The sequence below is a fragment of the Chelatococcus sp. YT9 genome, assembly GCF_018398315.1.
Classification (GTDB): domain Bacteria; phylum Pseudomonadota; class Alphaproteobacteria; order Rhizobiales; family Beijerinckiaceae; genus Chelatococcus.
In genome coordinates, this window is record NZ_JAHBRW010000002.1 from 1,373,721 (window position 1) to 1,387,600 (window position 13,880).

A 13,880-nucleotide genomic window follows, 5' to 3' on the forward strand; every position below is an offset into this window, starting at 1 on the left:
TCGGCTTTGCCTGGCAACCCGCGTTGCACTTTTCGAGCTGGTGGTCTAGCGGACGAAGGCAATGTGGGGCTTCATACGCAGCAAGGTGATCGTTTCACTGCTCGTGATGCTGACGGTGTCGCTGGTGGGATTTGCACTGCTGCATCTCTCCGGCGATCTGGCCGCCACGCTCGCCGGTGAAAATGCCACCGCCGAGCAGATCGAGGCCGTCCGCCGCCAGATGGGTCTCGATCAGCCTCTACTCACGCAATATGCGCATTGGCTGGCGGGCGCTTTCCGCGGCGATCTCGGCGAGTCGTTCTTCAGCCGGGAGGCCGTGTCGTCGCTGTTTCTGGCGCGCGTCGGCACCACGGCCATTCTCGCCGTCGGCGCGTTGATCCTGGCGATCGCGGTGAGCCTGCCGCTCGGCATGCTCGCGGCGCTTCGCCCCAATTCCTGGCTCGATCGCGTGGTCAGCGCCCTGGCGCTTGCCGGACAGGCCGTGCCCAGCTTCTTTCTGGCCCTGATGATGGTGAGCCTGTTCGGCGTCACCTTGCGCTGGCTGCCGATCTCAGGCTCTACCACACCGCTCCATTACGTCATGCCGATCGTCGTTCTGGCGATCGGTGCCATTCCTGCCCTGATGCGCATGACCCGTTCCGGGATGCTCGAGGTGCTCGACCAGGACTATATCCGCACCGCGCGTTCCAAGGGTGTCTCCGGCACGCGCATCATGGTGCGGCATGCATTGCTCAATGCCATCCTACCGCTCATCTCGCTGTCGGCGGTGCAGCTTGGCACCCTGCTCGGCGGATCGGTGATCGTCGAATCCGTCTTTGCGATCGACGGCATCGGCCTCCTCACCTACCGCTCGATCCAGCGGGGTGACTTTCCGGTCGTTCAGGCGACGCTGATGTTTGTCTCGGTGAGCTATATCGTTCTCACGCTCCTCGCCGACATCCTGAACGCCTGGCTCGATCCACGGCTGCAGCAGCGGCGGGCGGGCTGATGGCCGAAACCTACGTCCCCCCTCTGCCCGACCGGCGCCTGCGGCTACGCCGGGCGCTTCGCCACGGCGGCTTCGTCTTCGGTGCAACCATTCTTCTTCTGGCGGTTGCGGTTGCTGTCTTCGCGCCTCTGCTCGCACCCTATGACCCGGTCGCCCAGAACCTGACCGGCCGCCTGCTCCCGCCCTCCTGGATGCAGGGCGGCCGGCCCGATCACCTGCTCGGCACGGACCATCTCGGCCGCGACTATCTCAGCCGGCTCATCTATGGCAGCCGCATCTCGCTGATCGTCGGCTTTTCGACCATGCTGATCTCCGGGGTCATCGGCTCGACGCTTGGCTTCATCGGCGGCTATTTCGGCGGGCGTGTCGACGACGTCGTCACCTATATCATCAACAGCCGCCTCAGCATGCCTGGCCTTCTGGTGGCTCTCGCGGTGATCTCCCTCGTTGGTGGCTCACTGCTGACGATTGTCCTGGTGCTCGGGTTCTTGTTCTGGGATCGCTATGCCGTTGTGGTGCGGACCGCGACACAGCAGGTCCGCAGCGCGGATTTTGTCGCGGCCGCCCGGGTCTCGGGCGCGTCAGCGCCATCGATCATCTGGCGACAGATTCGGCCGAATGTATTCCACCACATCCTCGTCATCGCGACGCTCGAAATGGCGATGGCGATCCTCAGCGAAGCGAGCCTGTCCTTCCTCGGTCTCGGCATTCGCGCGCCAACGCCGTCCTGGGGGCTGATGATCGCCGAGGGACGGACCTATCTGTTCGCCAAGCCGTATCTCGTATGGATCCCCGGGATTGCGATCTTCTTACTCGTGCTTGCGACTAACCTGCTGGGCGATGGCCTGCGGGATTTGTCCCAGCCCGAGCGACGCAGATGAGGGACTAACGGATCGCCTAGGCGAGCACGCCTTGCGGTTGGTCCCGATCGGACAGCGAACCGAGAAGCCGGCCGTACTCAAGCTCAGGGGCGCCATAAGCGTCGGCCGCGAATTCCTCCAGGGCCTTGCGATCGCGGAGAATCACGCGCCCCCTATCGGAATAGATGAAACGGTTACCCTCCAGGACATGAAGCGCTGTGGTGACGCTGGCGCGCCTTACCGCGAGCATGGTTGCCATATACTCGTGAGTGAGCGCGATCTCTCCGTCATCCACCCGGTCGAGACACATGAGAAGCCAACGCGCCAGTCGCTCCTCAACCGTATGAACCGCGTTTGAGAGCGCGGTGTGTGCTGTCTGGATCCACATCGTGTGTGCGAACCGACCCATAATCTGCCGAACGTGCAGGCGGGCGGCCAGAATATCGCGGAACGCATCACTCTCGATTTGCAGCCCGTGACCCTCCACTTGCATGACAATGTCGTGGGTACTTGTCCAGACATCCAAGGCAAAGGCGACGGGTAGCACTCCCTCGCGACCGACCAGGCCGGTTTCGGCCCTCTGTCCCTCGGGGGAATGGGCAACAATGGACCCGATACCCGCCTCAAGAAAATAGGCGTGCGTCATGAGTTGCTGCGCATGGGCGATGCGGTAGCCCTTAGGCAGAACTATCGGCAGAAGATGCGGAGCAATCGCGGAAAAATCGTCGTCCTGGAGCAGTGAGAGAAGACGATTGCGTATCTCTGATTGCAGCATCGCCATTGGACATTCCTCGTTGCTCTGTTTGAAAGCACTGGTCCTTCTGCCGGCCCCACCGTCAGAGCAATTCTCGTGATGAAAGCGGCTGCGGTGGGGTCCGGTTCCGTACGGAGGCCAGCGGCGCGTACGTTTTCGCATAAGACTGGGTTCGAGCGGCGTCGCACCGCTATGCCGCATAGTGGGAACCGCTCGGGCCGTCTGTGCCGCCGCCCCGATACAGCAGGAGACGGCGATGAGTGATGATATCACCGCGGAAGCTTCCGACTGCAGCGGGGCCGAGCAATTGAACCTCGCTTTCCGTCAGCTCTTCATCAACGCCATCACTAGTCGCAATCCCATAAATGCCGGTGCCGAAGCAGCCCGAATTCTCCGCGAGCTGCCCGAGCGGGGAAGAACCGAAGAGGACATTCGGCGCGAGATCGTGGCTGCCGCTATCGCACGGGGAATTCCGATCCAGCTTTAGAGCGCGCGCCGAGCAGGACAATAGCATGGCTGCCTATGTACAGCATCTACTGGATATTCCTGATTTTGCACGCTAAGTAACCCTGATCGATATCGGGGATGGGGCGGCACTGCATGAACGAAGACGACATACGCTATTGGCGAGCTAACGCGCATTTCAACGCCCTGCTAGCCAATGCGCTCCATGCCGTTGTCGTCATCCTGATGCAGCGATCGGCCGGGGTTCCCAATTTTCCCGAACAGTTCGACGAGATAACGCGTGAGGTAATCAAAGGGATCAAGAATTTTCAGCCACTCGTGCCTCTGCCCGTTGAAGACGAAGCTGATGCGGCGCGCGAGGCCATTGAATACCTGGAACGGCGCTTCGCTGAACTGAGGCAATCTCTGGGCTGAACGTACGAGATCCTCCCGCAAGGGGTCGCCGGAGGAGGTCTGCGTCGTCACGAAGCGAAGACCTCAACAGCTACCCACGCTATCATCGCGAGCGCCAACCCAGCGGCCAACACCGCCAAAACAGGCCGATCCAGAAAGCCTTGCCGCGCCTCGACAGGGGTTTCCACGGCCGGACGCTCCGGGGAATGGTCATCCGCTTGCAGAGGAGGTATAGGCGCCCCACCTTTTAAGTCTTCGGTTTGGCTTTTCGCGCGCAGTTCAGCATCTTTTTCCATAAAATGTCTCCCATGTCCTGCGCCGATCTAGAGTTGCGGCACCGAGGTGGCAAAAGCGACCGCGCCATCCTTTCGGTGTCCTTGGCGTAATCGCCTGACGCCACGTATGACAGAAAGTTGAACCGTTAGACTAAGTTCGTTCCTTTCTTAAATCTGTCATTGAAGCTCCACGTCTGACACGCGTCCTCGCGAGCGTCCGTACATTAATACGAACACATTTGGTGAATACTCGTTCCGACATGCTATTCGATTTTATTGTCACGCTCGCGAAGAGGACATCCTCTCAACCGCTACGGCGGAGCCGATTAGGATCACATATGTTCGTTGCGGCGCCGAGCGGTAGCCCTTGCGTAGCCGGGAACATCAGGGCGGGTGGTTGGTTAAAACCTCAGAATCAGCACATCGCGATACGGCGATCCATGCGTTCCGCGTGAGGGGGCCGGGGGGCCAAGGTTTAGGCATGCTGCTGGCGTGAACGCGCGCGGCACCGTGCGCAAGCAGGCGCTTCCGTTTTCCCGCTGCCACCATCCGCGGAAGGAGTAGGTTTATGGCGACGTCCGGCTTGGTTGATCCACGAACGCTTTATCCTAAGCCTCCATTTCCCAGCCAGCCGCAACCTGTGCCTGGCTTGGCGCAGCAAATGGTTCCAGCTCCAGACCATGGCGAGCGCACCTACCGTGGCTCCGGGAAGCTGGAGGGGCGGAGAGCCCTCATTACGGGTGGTGATTCCGGCATTGGCCGCGCCGTCGCCATCGCCTTCGCGCGCGAGGGCGCGGATGTCGCGATCGCCTACTTGCCTGACGAAGAGCCAGACGCGCGGGAAGTCATCACCTTGATCGAGGCCGAAGGGCGGAAAGCCCTGTCGCTTGCTGGCGATATCAAGGACGAAGGTTGGTGCCGGAAGATCGTCGCTATGACCGCCGAACATTTCGGAGGACTGGACCTTCTCGTCATCAATGCAGGGCGTCAACAGTATCGTGAGCACGTCGAGGAACTCTCGACGGCGGATTTCGATCGAACTCTCAAGACCAATCTCTATGCCTTGCACTGGATCACTCAGGCAGCGGTTCCGTATCTCGAGCCGGGCTCCGCAATCCTGACGACCGCCTCGGTTCAGGCCTATCAGCCGTCTCCCATCCTTCTCGATTATGCGACGACCAAGGCCGGGATCGTGGCGTATACGAAAGCGTTGGCGAAGCAGTTGATCCGGAAGGGCATTCGCGTCAATGCCGTCGCGCCCGGTCCGGTCTGGACCGTCCTGCAGCCGAGCGGCGGGCAGCCCGACGAAAAAGTCCGCCACTTCGGTGAGGAGAGTGACTTCGGACGGCCGGCACAGCCCGTCGAGCTCGCCCCGGTCTATGTGCTGCTCGCGTCGCAGGACGCTAGCTTCATCAATGGCGAGGTTTACGGCGTAACCGGCGGCAAAGGGATCGCTTGAAGTCCGCAGAGGAGTGCCGGCCGCCGTAGGTTGCCTCTGCGGAGGGGTTGACCTTGCGAGCGGGAACGGGAAGGCGCCACGCGCGTTCTCCCCGGTGCCTCGTGCAGGCGGCGAATACGGACGGAGGAGCATGCCATGGCAGCGTCATCGGGTACGCGTGCGAATTGGAAAGGCGTCCTCCGGGTTGGAGAGCTGAGTTGTCGCGTCGCCCTTTACACCGCCGCCTCAAGCTCTGACCGCATCGCTTTCCATATGCTCAACAGGCGCACCGGCAACCGGTTGCAGCGTCAATTTGCCGACAGCGAAACCGGCGCCGTCGTCGAGCGGGAGGATCAGGTCAAAGGCTACGAATCAAATTCGGGGGACTACATCGTCCTCGAACCAGAAGAAGTGGCCGCGGCCGTTCCCGAGAGCGACAAGACACTCGCCGTCTCAGCCTTTATCCGCTGTAGCGACGTCGACGACATCTATTTCGACCGGCCATATTTTCTCGCGCCTGCTGACCGTGAGGCTGATGAGGCTTACGAGCTCATTCGGGCGGGGATGAGCCGGAAGAAGGTGGCCGCTCTGGCACAGACCGTTCTGTTCCGGCGTGTCCGCAGTGTCCTTATCCGTGCTGAGGGCGATGGCCTCGTGGCCACGACTTTGAATTTCAATTATGAAGTGCGCTCCGCGGAGAACGCCTTCAGTGATGTGCCTTCGCTGCGTATCGAGGGTGAGATGCTCCAGCTTGCCGAGCACATCATCAAGACGAAAGCGGGCACGTTTGATCCAGCGGCATTCGACGACCGCTATGAAGCCGCGCTCGCCGAACTCGTGAAAGCCAAACTCGAGGGCCGGAAGATCGTGGCACCCAAGCGTCCTCGTACCGGCAAGGTCGTCGATCTCATGGAAGCCTTGCGCGAAAGTGCAGGCCTGAGTGGAAGCAACCGCAAGTCTGCGCAACGCAAAAGTGCGCAACCAACGAAAGAAACCAAGTCCGCTGCGAAGGGTGGCAACACCCGCAAGACCGCTCGTCGTGCAGACAGCAAAACGGCGGCTAAGACCGCGCCAGCTCGACGGCGCGCGGGTTGATAGGGGCGGCTTGATATGGTCAATCAACTCGAGCCCTACCGCAGCAAACGTAACTTCCGGGCGACCACGGAGCCGCGCGGACGGCAGTCCCGGACGTCAGGTGACAGTTTCGTCATCCAGAAGCATGACGCGCGCCGGCTTCACTACGACTTCCGTCTCGAGATGGATGGGGTGCTCAAGAGCTGGGCCGTGACAAGAGGCCCGAGCCTCGTGCCTGGGGAAAAGCGACTGGCTGTTCATGTCGAGGATCACCCGCTCGAGTATGGTGATTTCGAAGGCACCATCCCGAAAGGGGAATATGGGGGAGGCGCCGTGATTGTATGGGATCGCGGCACGTGGTCGCCGATAGGTGATGCCCGCAAAGGTTACGCCAAGGGCGACCTCGAATTTGAGCTTCATGGAGAAAAGCTTCAAGGGCGCTGGCACCTGGTGCGCATGCACGGCAAGCCTGGGGAAAAGCGCGAGAATTGGCTGCTGATCAAGGGGGACGATGAATTTGCCCGGACGGGAGACGACGCCGATATCCTGACGGAGCAGCCCGCGTCTGTTAAGTCTGGCCGAGACGTGGGCGACGTCACTGGGGAGCCGCCTGGCTGGTCCGCAAAGACCGGACGGATCAGAAAACCGCTGAAGACGTCCGCCGAGTCGGCGCCATCGGCGAAGCGGGATGGCGAAGCGGCATCCAGAAGAAAAACCATGCAGCCCTCACTGATAAAGGGCGCGAAAAAGGCGCGAATGCCCGATTTTGTTCCGCCGATGCTTGCCACGCTTGTCGCCAAAGCACCGATCGGCGAGCAGTGGCTCCATGAGATCAAGTTCGACGGCTACCGGCTCCAAGCGCGTATCGAGGCCAATAGCGTCAAGCTACTGACCCGCAGCGGGCTGGATTGGACTGAGAAATTCGGCGAGGCAATTCCGACCTCGCTGAGGACACTTCCGGTTGATAACGCCATCATCGACGGCGAACTGGTCGTTGAAACGGATGCCGGGGCGTCTGATTTTTCGGCCCTGCAGGCGGCGCTCAGCGAGGGGCGTAGTGATCACTTCCTCTTCTATGTCTTCGATCTGCTCTATCTGGACGGCTATGATCTGCGGCCCCTCGCTCTGACCGCGCGCAAAGATCTGCTCGAACAGATCGTTGCCGGCGATCATGCCGGCCATATCCGGTATAGCAGTCATTTCATGGACAGCGGCGCCATGGTTCTGCGCCATGCTTGCAGGCTGAGCCTAGAGGGGATCGTCTCGAAGTTGCGTGACGCCCCGTATCGGGATGGCCGCAGCAAAAGCTGGGTCAAATCCAAATGCTCTGCGCGGCAGGAATTCGTGGTTGCCGGCTATGTTCCGTCGACGATTTCCCGCCATGCTATCGGTTCGCTCATACTTGGGGTTTATGAGGACGGCGAGCTCCATCACGTCGGCCGCGTCGGCACCGGGTTCACAGGGGCCGTGGCGGAGGAGCTGTTTCGCAAGCTGGAAGGTCTTCGCGTCGAAGCGAGCCCCTTTGGGCACCGCCTGACAGCAGAGGAAAGGCGCCAGGCTCGATATGTGCAACCCACCCTGGTCGCGGAAATCGAGTTCCGCGCCTGGACTGCCGACGGGCATTTGCGCCATGCTTCGTTCCGTGGGCTGCGCGAGGACAAGGATCCCCGTGAGATTGTGCGCGAGGCGCCGAAACAAGACGCCGCCAAAGCGCCGTCTCCGCCGCGCCGCACCGTCAAGCTCACCCATCCCGATCGCCTGTACTGGCCGGACGAGGGCGTCACGAAAGAGGGGCTCGCGAACTATTACACCGAGGTCTGGCGCCATATCGCCCCGCATCTCGTGGGAAGACCTCTCGCACTTTTGCGCTGCCCTAACGGCATCACAGGCGAGAAGTTCTTTCAGAAGCATGCTTGGAAGGGACTGAATCCAAAGATCACGTTGGTCAAGGATCCTACGGACGGGGATGAACAGCCGCTCATCAGCATCAGCGATCTGGACGGTCTTATCGGGCTCGTCCAGTCGGCCGTCCTCGAAATCCACCCCTGGGGATCAACTGTGACTGATTGGGAGCATCCGGACAGGATCGTGATGGATCTCGATCCCGGCGAGGGCGTGTCGTGGCAGGCGGTCATCGATGCCGCGCAGGAGGTCCGTCAGCGCTTGACGGACGTGGGACTAGCCCCCTTCGTCAAAACGTCTGGCGGCAAGGGACTGCATGTAGTTGCGCCGCTCAGACCGAAAGCGGACTGGCCAGCCGTCAAAGCCTTCACCAAGGCGCTCGCCGATGCCATGGCTTCTGACGATCCCAGCCGCTACGTCTCCACCATCACGAAATCAAAGCGGCGCGGCAAGATCTTGGTGGACTATCTGCGAAATCAACGCGGCATGACCGCAGTCGCGGCTTATTCCACGCGCGCCCGCCCCGGCGCTGCGGTCTCGGCGCCCATCACGTGGGAGGAGCTTGGGCCAGCCATTGGTCCGGATTATTTTACGGTCGAGACAATGCCGACGCGCTTGGCTGCGCTGACCCGGGACCCTTGGGACGGCTTCCATCGCGCAGCCGCGCCCTTGGAGATCGCGCCCCGCGGCCGAAGAAAGCGCGGTTGAATTCACCGGCCCTTCGTTTGCCGCTCCGCGGCGATGCTCTTCTTCAGGGCTTCCATAATGTTGATCACGTTGGAGGCGGGCTCGGGCCCGCTCTTTCGCGCCGCCGGGCGCTTGCGCCCCTTTTTCTTTGCGGCGATGATCTCCAGAAGCTTGTCCTGCACCGGGTCCTCCGCCATGGAGGGATCCCAGGGACGTGTGCGCTCCTCGATCAACTGGCTGACCAGGCGCAGCAGCTTTTGATCCGGCTTGTTCTGGGACGGATCGGGCCAATGGCCAGCGCCATCCCGCACCTCGTCGCCGTATCGCAAGGTCCAGACCACGATGCCGTTGTCATGGGGCTTCAGCAGGACGGCTCGTTCGCGCCGATACATCACCACCCTTGCGATCCCGCCCGTGTTCGTGGCCGCCATCGCGTCACGGATGACCGAATAGGCCTCTTCGCCAACTTTGTCGTCGGGCGTGAGATAGTGGGGCCGATCATACCAGATCCAATCGATGCTCTCGATCGGTACGAAGGTGTCGATATCAATTGTGCGGGTGCTTTCAAGCGCGACCGCCTCGAGCTCGTCATCCTCCAGCATGACATACTCATCGTCGCCCCGCGGGTAGCCCTTGACCGCATCGTCTTCGTCAATGGGCTTGCCGCTGCCTGAATCGATGTATCGGCTGACAACCCGGTTTCCTGTCTTGCGATTGAGCGTATGGAACCGCACCTTCTCGCTCTCGGAGAGAGCGGGGGTCATCGAGACGGCACAGGTGACGAGCGAGAGCTTCAGATAACCTTTCCAGAAGGAGCGTTGGGCCATCGCGTATACCTCCGACGGCTCAATCCTTCGCAGGCTTTACGGTTCCATGGAACGCATTCTGGCGTTCCAACATATGTCATGATCCGCTTGTTTCATCCGTTGCCCGGACGGGAGGTCCGAGGAACTCCACGTTCCAGCGCTCACCGAACGCGCTGAGGCGCGACGGGGTCGGAATGCCATCCTCCATGATCTGTCCGAGCTCGGTAAAAAATCGGCTCGCGTCGAACGCCGGCATGATCATGACCAACTGTCGCGCGGGCCGGCTCGTGACGTTGACGAAGCCATGGGCAGCACCTCCCGGGATGCTGACAATGTCCCCTTCGTCGACGAAGAAACGACGGCCGTCGATTTCATAGAGATAGCGGCCTTCAATAACGCGGAATACCTCGGCTTCGGGATGGCGATGCCTGGGTGGTCCAGCGTTCGGCGCGTTGACCGTCTCGATGATGCAGATGGCGCCAGCGCTCGCCTGAGGAGGCATACGGACGAAGAGCTCAAGCCCTATGGCCGGGATCTTGATCGGTGACTCGGTCCCGCGAGAATGGAGAAAGGCTATGCTCATGGATTGCCCTCACTTCATGCTGGCCACGCGATAGTCTCGCATTTCTGGTCCGAGAGGGGAACGCGGTCCACCTGCGCCGCGGTTGCCTTCGCCGGACTTCCACGAAATCCTATGAGACGGAAAGAATTTGTTCTGCCGTCTGTTCGTCGGTGACGAAAACCGTCGCGAGCCCACGCGCCAGCGCGGCACGCAGCGCCAGGACTTTGCCTGAGCCCGCGCCTGTCAGAATGACCTCCGGCACCGCGGCGAGATCGTCGAATCCGAGCCCGATTTGCCGATGATTGAGCTCGTGGTCGACAATCTGCCCGTCAGCGTCGATGAAGGTGCCGAGAACGGCGCCGACCGCGCCGCGTTCGCGCAGGGCCTTCGCCTCGGCAGGACTGATGTAGCCATAGCCGACAAGACCGCCGTCATCGGTGATGCGGCTCGCGGTGAGGATCGCGAGGTCGCAGGCCGAGGCGCGGCGCAGGACCGCCTGGACCATGGGCAGGCGCGCAAATAGCTCATGTTCCTGCGCCGTTCGAGCATAGCTTGGCGCCGCCAGCTGGTAGCAACTCGCCTGCAGGGTCAAGGCCAGGCGCGCCACCGTCTCGTAAGGTGCCATACGGCCTTCAGCCGATAGGCTGCCTTTCAGGGAGACCACGGCGGTGTCCGGCATAACCGCGGGCTTCAGGCCCTGGAACATGGCGTGGGGCGAGCGCCCGTGATGCACGCCCACGGTCATGCCATTGGCGAGGCGCCGATTGAGGTAGCTGCCGAGCGCATGGCCGACGACCACGTCGAACTGGTCTGGTTTCGACGGGGTCGGCGCCAATATCACTTCCCGCAGGCCGAAGGCGGCCCGCAGGCGTCCTTCGCAATCGGCGCCCGTCCGGAAGGGCGAGGTGATATCGATGCGCACCATGCCCTCCTCCCGCGCCGCAGCGAGCAGGCGATTGACGCGCATGCGGCTGATGCCCAGGGCGACCGCGATGTCCTCTTGCTTCAACCCTTCGATGAAATACATCCAGGCGACGCGGGTGGCGAGCTGGAGCCGGCTTTCCTCCCCCAACCCGAGCAGCAGCGCTTCGCCATGGGCGGGCTCCTGTTTATCTCTCTCCGGGCGTGTCATGGGGCGACTGGCTGCTCCGGGCCGGCCGCCGCCGAACCATACTCCTTCGCGTAAACGTAGGATTCGTGTCGGAACAGCATGTCGCGTCCAACGAGACGCTGCCGCAGGCCACCACTTTCACCCAGGCGAATGTCCACGAAGCCGACTTCGCGCAAGCCCCACATCTTCACCTCTGGCGGGTGATTGACGGCGCTCGTGGCGGGCGCCCAGATGTGGATGATGCCGTTGATGCCAAACGATCGATACTGGTGCTTGTGACCGCAGGCGACCAGCTTCAGCGATTTGTCGGCAAAAGGGCGCAGCAAGCGGTGGCGTGCTTCGGGATCAAGGCAGTCCGAGGTGACGCCAGCCTCCGACGGATGATCCATAAACAGGGGCTTGTGGACGAAAAGCGCGATTGGGCGTTCGCGCGGTATCTCTGCGAGCGTTCGTGTGAGCCATGCGCTCTGCTCCTCCTCCGCAGGAAACCCGCCGGAGTTCAGAATCTGTGCATTGACGCCGATCGCCGTCCACGCGCCACAGGTCTGCTGCCAATAGTCGGGTCCGAAGAGATCAAGCCAGCGCTGCCGCCGTTCCGCGTCGACCGATTTGGCCATCCCACCCGAGACCACGTTGTCTCCGATATCGTGGTTGCCTGGGATGACCCGCCAGGGCGCGCTGATGCGGTTGAGCTGACGCCGCGCGAAAACGAGGTCGTCGACTTCGTCGGGATCGGATAGGGCCACATCGCCACTGACCACGACAAGGTCGGGCTTCTCAGCGTCAATCCATTCGAGCGTGATCTCCCAATTGTCCTGGTAGCGCCCGCGTTTGCCGCTCAGGTGCAGATCTGAGACCTGCACGATGCGAAATTCTTGTGCCATGATTGTCAAAATCCGCTGTCAAAGATGGATTGCGCCGGTCAAGTCCATCACCTGCCACCCCTCATTCGTCCGGCTGAACGCCAGCGGCGCGGCATTCCGCACGAGGTCGTCGGAAATCGCCACGCCGAGCATGAGGCCGAGCACGCGCAGGACACCGCCGTGGGCCACCAGCAAGGACGAGGACGTGCCGAGATGACGGCCGAGGGCGCGCGCGAGGCGACCGGAGAAGACCTCTAGGGTCTCCATGCCCTCTGCATCCCTCGACCAGAGCCCTTGGATCGCCGGCCCACCCTCGAATGGACCAAAGCCGCGTTCGCGCAAATCCGGATCAAGCAGAAGTGGCAGTCCAAGGCGGCTCGCCACCGTCTGCGCCGTCGTGCTGGCCCGCGACAGATCACTTGAGACGATACGGTCGATCGATCCATGGCCGAAAAGAAACTCTGCGGCATAGACTGCCTGCTCGCGCCCCACCGCGTCCAGCGGGATGTCAGTATGGCCCTGAACGATACGCTGCAGATTGTAGGCGGTGCGACCGTGGCGCAGGAAAAGGAATCTTGAGATCGATGGGTCAAGGTTCAACCGGCGAACGGATTGAGGAGCCAATGCGTTCATGCGGCGAGCTCCCCGCGCGAGGCGATCCTCGTTCCTGTCGCCAGGTCGAACATGTGGGTGTGGCCGATCGGCCAATCGAACCCGATACGTTCGCCGGCGCGTGGCGCGAGATGCCGCGCGACGCGGGCCACAAGCCGCTCGGACCCGACTTCGCCGTGCACCAGGCATTCCGAACCGATCATCTCGACCTGGTCGACACGAAAGGCCGCGCCGTCGTCGCCGCGAAGTTCACGAAAGCAGATATCCTCCGGCCGAACCCCGATCTTCAGACCGTTGGCAGAGGAGTCCGCATCGATCATACGGCCGAGAGCCCAGGCCTGGCCGTTTTCGACAGACCCGCTGACGATGTTCATGGCTGGTGCGCCGATGAAGGAGGCCACGAAAATCGTCTGCGGCCGCTCGAAGAGCTCCTCCGGCGTCCCGATCTGCTGGACTTCTCCATCCCGCATCACGACGATCCGGTCCGCCATGGTCATCGCCTCGATCTGATCGTGCGTGACATAGACGGACGTCACGCCGAGCCGGCGCTGCAGGGCGCGGATCTCGCCGCGTGCCGAGGTACGTAACTGCGGATCGAGATTGGACAGGGGCTCGTCAAAGAGGAATACGCTCGGATTGCGCACGATGGCGCGGCACACCGCGACGCGCTGGCGCTGACCGCCGGACAGCTCCCGCGGGCGATGATCGAGCAGATGCGCGATCCCCATCATCTCCGCCGAAGCCCTCACGCGCTGCGCGAGGTCCGCCTTCGGCACGCCGCGCAATCCAAGGGAAAAGCCGATGTTTTCGGCGACGGTCATATGCGGATAGAGGGCGTAGTTCTGGAAGACCATGGCCATGTCACGGGCCTTCGGTGGGTCTGCGGTGACGTCTCGCGGGCCGACCCAGATATGGCCATCAGTTACGTCCTCGAGGCCCGCCAGCATGCGCAGGGAGGTCGTCTTGCCGCAGCCGGAGGGGCCGACGAAGACCACGAACTCGCCGTCAGCAACGGTGAGATCAAGCCTCTCGACGGCGACGAAATCGTCGAAGACCTTGCGGACTCCCGCAAATCTGATGGAGGCCATGG

Annotated in this window: 15 protein-coding genes; 6 read left to right on the forward strand and 9 right to left on the reverse strand. The window is 62.0% G+C overall.

Translation table 11 applies throughout. The features are described from left to right. The first annotated feature begins 61 nt into the window (after positions 1 to 61). Both KIO76_RS26295 and KIO76_RS26300 read left to right on the forward strand, forming a co-directional pair. Positions 62 to 988, forward strand: coding sequence for an ABC transporter permease (locus KIO76_RS26295; protein WP_213326524.1), 927 nt, complete (start codon positions 62 to 64; stop codon positions 986 to 988). Next, entirely contained in the window at positions 988 to 1,869 is an 882-nt protein-coding gene (locus KIO76_RS26300) for an ABC transporter permease (RefSeq protein ID WP_213326525.1), read from the forward strand. The genes KIO76_RS26295 and KIO76_RS26300 overlap by 1 nt, the downstream gene beginning before the upstream one ends. 16 nt (positions 1,870 to 1,885) lie before the next feature. Here KIO76_RS26300 and KIO76_RS26305 read toward each other — a convergent pair whose 3' ends face one another. Further along, complete coding sequence (locus tag KIO76_RS26305) at positions 1,886 to 2,629, reverse strand: Crp/Fnr family transcriptional regulator (RefSeq protein ID WP_213326526.1); 744 nt, start codon at positions 2,627 to 2,629, stop codon at positions 1,886 to 1,888. 229 nt (positions 2,630 to 2,858) lie between these two features. On the opposite strand from KIO76_RS26305, the gene KIO76_RS26310 reads away from it, so the two are divergent. Beyond that, on the forward strand, positions 2,859 to 3,089 hold the full coding sequence (locus tag KIO76_RS26310; RefSeq protein ID WP_213326527.1) for a hypothetical protein: 231 nt from the start codon (positions 2,859 to 2,861) through the stop codon (positions 3,087 to 3,089). A gap of 167 nt (positions 3,090 to 3,256) precedes the next feature. On the opposite strand, the gene KIO76_RS26315 is transcribed toward KIO76_RS26310, so the two are convergent. After that, positions 3,257 to 3,532, reverse strand: coding sequence for a hypothetical protein (locus tag KIO76_RS26315; RefSeq protein WP_213326528.1), 276 nt, complete (start codon positions 3,530 to 3,532; stop codon positions 3,257 to 3,259). Beyond that, on the reverse strand, positions 3,529 to 3,756 hold the full coding sequence (locus KIO76_RS26320) for a hypothetical protein (RefSeq protein ID WP_213326529.1): 228 nt from the start codon (positions 3,754 to 3,756) through the stop codon (positions 3,529 to 3,531). Before KIO76_RS26320 ends, KIO76_RS26315 begins: the two co-directional genes overlap by 4 nt. Before the next feature lie 547 nt (positions 3,757 to 4,303). Between KIO76_RS26320 and KIO76_RS26325 the strand changes: the two genes are divergently transcribed. From KIO76_RS26325 to ligD, 3 genes are all read left to right on the forward strand, one after another. Next, positions 4,304 to 5,194, forward strand: coding sequence for an SDR family oxidoreductase (locus KIO76_RS26325; protein ID WP_213326530.1), 891 nt, complete (start codon positions 4,304 to 4,306; stop codon positions 5,192 to 5,194). Positions 5,195 to 5,329: 135 nt separating this feature from the next. After that, positions 5,330 to 6,268, forward strand: coding sequence for a non-homologous end joining protein Ku (ku, locus tag KIO76_RS26330; protein WP_213326531.1), 939 nt, complete (start codon positions 5,330 to 5,332; stop codon positions 6,266 to 6,268). Positions 6,269 to 6,283: 15 nt separating this feature from the next. Continuing rightward, entirely contained in the window at positions 6,284 to 8,857 is a 2,574-nt protein-coding gene (ligD, locus tag KIO76_RS26335) for a DNA ligase D (protein WP_213326532.1), read from the forward strand. Between the two features lie 2 nt (positions 8,858 to 8,859). On the opposite strand, the gene ku (KIO76_RS26340) is transcribed toward ligD, so the two are convergent. The 6 genes from ku (KIO76_RS26340) to KIO76_RS26365 form a co-directional block, all read right to left on the reverse strand. After that, positions 8,860 to 9,663, reverse strand: coding sequence for a non-homologous end joining protein Ku (gene ku, locus KIO76_RS26340; protein WP_213326533.1), 804 nt, complete (start codon positions 9,661 to 9,663; stop codon positions 8,860 to 8,862). Positions 9,664 to 9,739: 76 nt separating this feature from the next. After that, entirely contained in the window at positions 9,740 to 10,225 is a 486-nt protein-coding gene (locus tag KIO76_RS26345) for a cupin domain-containing protein (protein WP_213326534.1), read from the reverse strand. A gap of 109 nt (positions 10,226 to 10,334) precedes the next feature. Beyond that, positions 10,335 to 11,336: a sugar-binding transcriptional regulator gene (locus KIO76_RS26350; protein WP_213326535.1), complete on the reverse strand. Its 1,002-nt coding sequence runs from the start codon at positions 11,334 to 11,336 to the stop codon at positions 10,335 to 10,337. Next, positions 11,333 to 12,199 carry a metallophosphoesterase family protein gene (locus tag KIO76_RS26355; protein WP_213326536.1) on the reverse strand — a complete coding sequence of 289 codons (867 nt, stop codon included), beginning with the start codon at positions 12,197 to 12,199 and terminating at the stop codon, positions 11,333 to 11,335. The genes KIO76_RS26350 and KIO76_RS26355 overlap by 4 nt, the downstream gene beginning before the upstream one ends. 18 nt (positions 12,200 to 12,217) lie before the next feature. After that, a complete protein-coding gene (locus KIO76_RS26360; protein WP_213326537.1) occupies positions 12,218 to 12,811 on the reverse strand; it encodes a histidine phosphatase family protein in 594 nt (197 codons plus the stop codon). After that, a complete protein-coding gene (locus tag KIO76_RS26365; RefSeq protein WP_213326538.1) occupies positions 12,808 to 13,878 on the reverse strand; it encodes an ABC transporter ATP-binding protein in 1,071 nt (356 codons plus the stop codon). Before KIO76_RS26365 ends, KIO76_RS26360 begins: the two co-directional genes overlap by 4 nt. Positions 13,879 to 13,880: the final 2 nt, after the last annotated feature.

What these genes read in the sequence shown, in the direction of transcription:
- KIO76_RS26365 (WP_213326538.1), bottom strand. Translation starts at nt 13,878, where the DNA reads ATGGCCTCCATCAGATTTGCGGGAGTCCGCAAGGTCTTCGACGATTTC.
- KIO76_RS26355 (WP_213326536.1), bottom strand. Translation starts at nt 12,199, where the DNA reads ATGGCACAAGAATTTCGCATCGTGCAGGTCTCAGATCTGCACCTGAGC.
- KIO76_RS26305 (WP_213326526.1), bottom strand. Translation starts at nt 2,629, where the DNA reads ATGGCGATGCTGCAATCAGAGATACGCAATCGTCTTCTCTCACTGCTC.
- KIO76_RS26310 (WP_213326527.1), top strand. Translation starts at nt 2,859, where the DNA reads ATGAGTGATGATATCACCGCGGAAGCTTCCGACTGCAGCGGGGCCGAG.
- KIO76_RS26350 (WP_213326535.1), bottom strand. Translation starts at nt 11,336, where the DNA reads ATGACACGCCCGGAGAGAGATAAACAGGAGCCCGCCCATGGCGAAGCG.
- ligD (WP_213326532.1), top strand. Translation starts at nt 6,284, where the DNA reads ATGGTCAATCAACTCGAGCCCTACCGCAGCAAACGTAACTTCCGGGCG.
- KIO76_RS26325 (WP_213326530.1), top strand. Translation starts at nt 4,304, where the DNA reads ATGGCGACGTCCGGCTTGGTTGATCCACGAACGCTTTATCCTAAGCCT.
- KIO76_RS26360 (WP_213326537.1), bottom strand. Translation starts at nt 12,811, where the DNA reads ATGAACGCATTGGCTCCTCAATCCGTTCGCCGGTTGAACCTTGACCCA.
- ku (WP_213326533.1), bottom strand. Translation starts at nt 9,663, where the DNA reads ATGGCCCAACGCTCCTTCTGGAAAGGTTATCTGAAGCTCTCGCTCGTC.
- KIO76_RS26320 (WP_213326529.1), bottom strand. Translation starts at nt 3,756, where the DNA reads ATGGAAAAAGATGCTGAACTGCGCGCGAAAAGCCAAACCGAAGACTTA.
- KIO76_RS26295 (WP_213326524.1), top strand. Translation starts at nt 62, where the DNA reads ATGTGGGGCTTCATACGCAGCAAGGTGATCGTTTCACTGCTCGTGATG.
- KIO76_RS26300 (WP_213326525.1), top strand. Translation starts at nt 988, where the DNA reads ATGGCCGAAACCTACGTCCCCCCTCTGCCCGACCGGCGCCTGCGGCTA.
- ku (WP_213326531.1), top strand. Translation starts at nt 5,330, where the DNA reads ATGGCAGCGTCATCGGGTACGCGTGCGAATTGGAAAGGCGTCCTCCGG.
- KIO76_RS26345 (WP_213326534.1), bottom strand. Translation starts at nt 10,225, where the DNA reads ATGAGCATAGCCTTTCTCCATTCTCGCGGGACCGAGTCACCGATCAAG.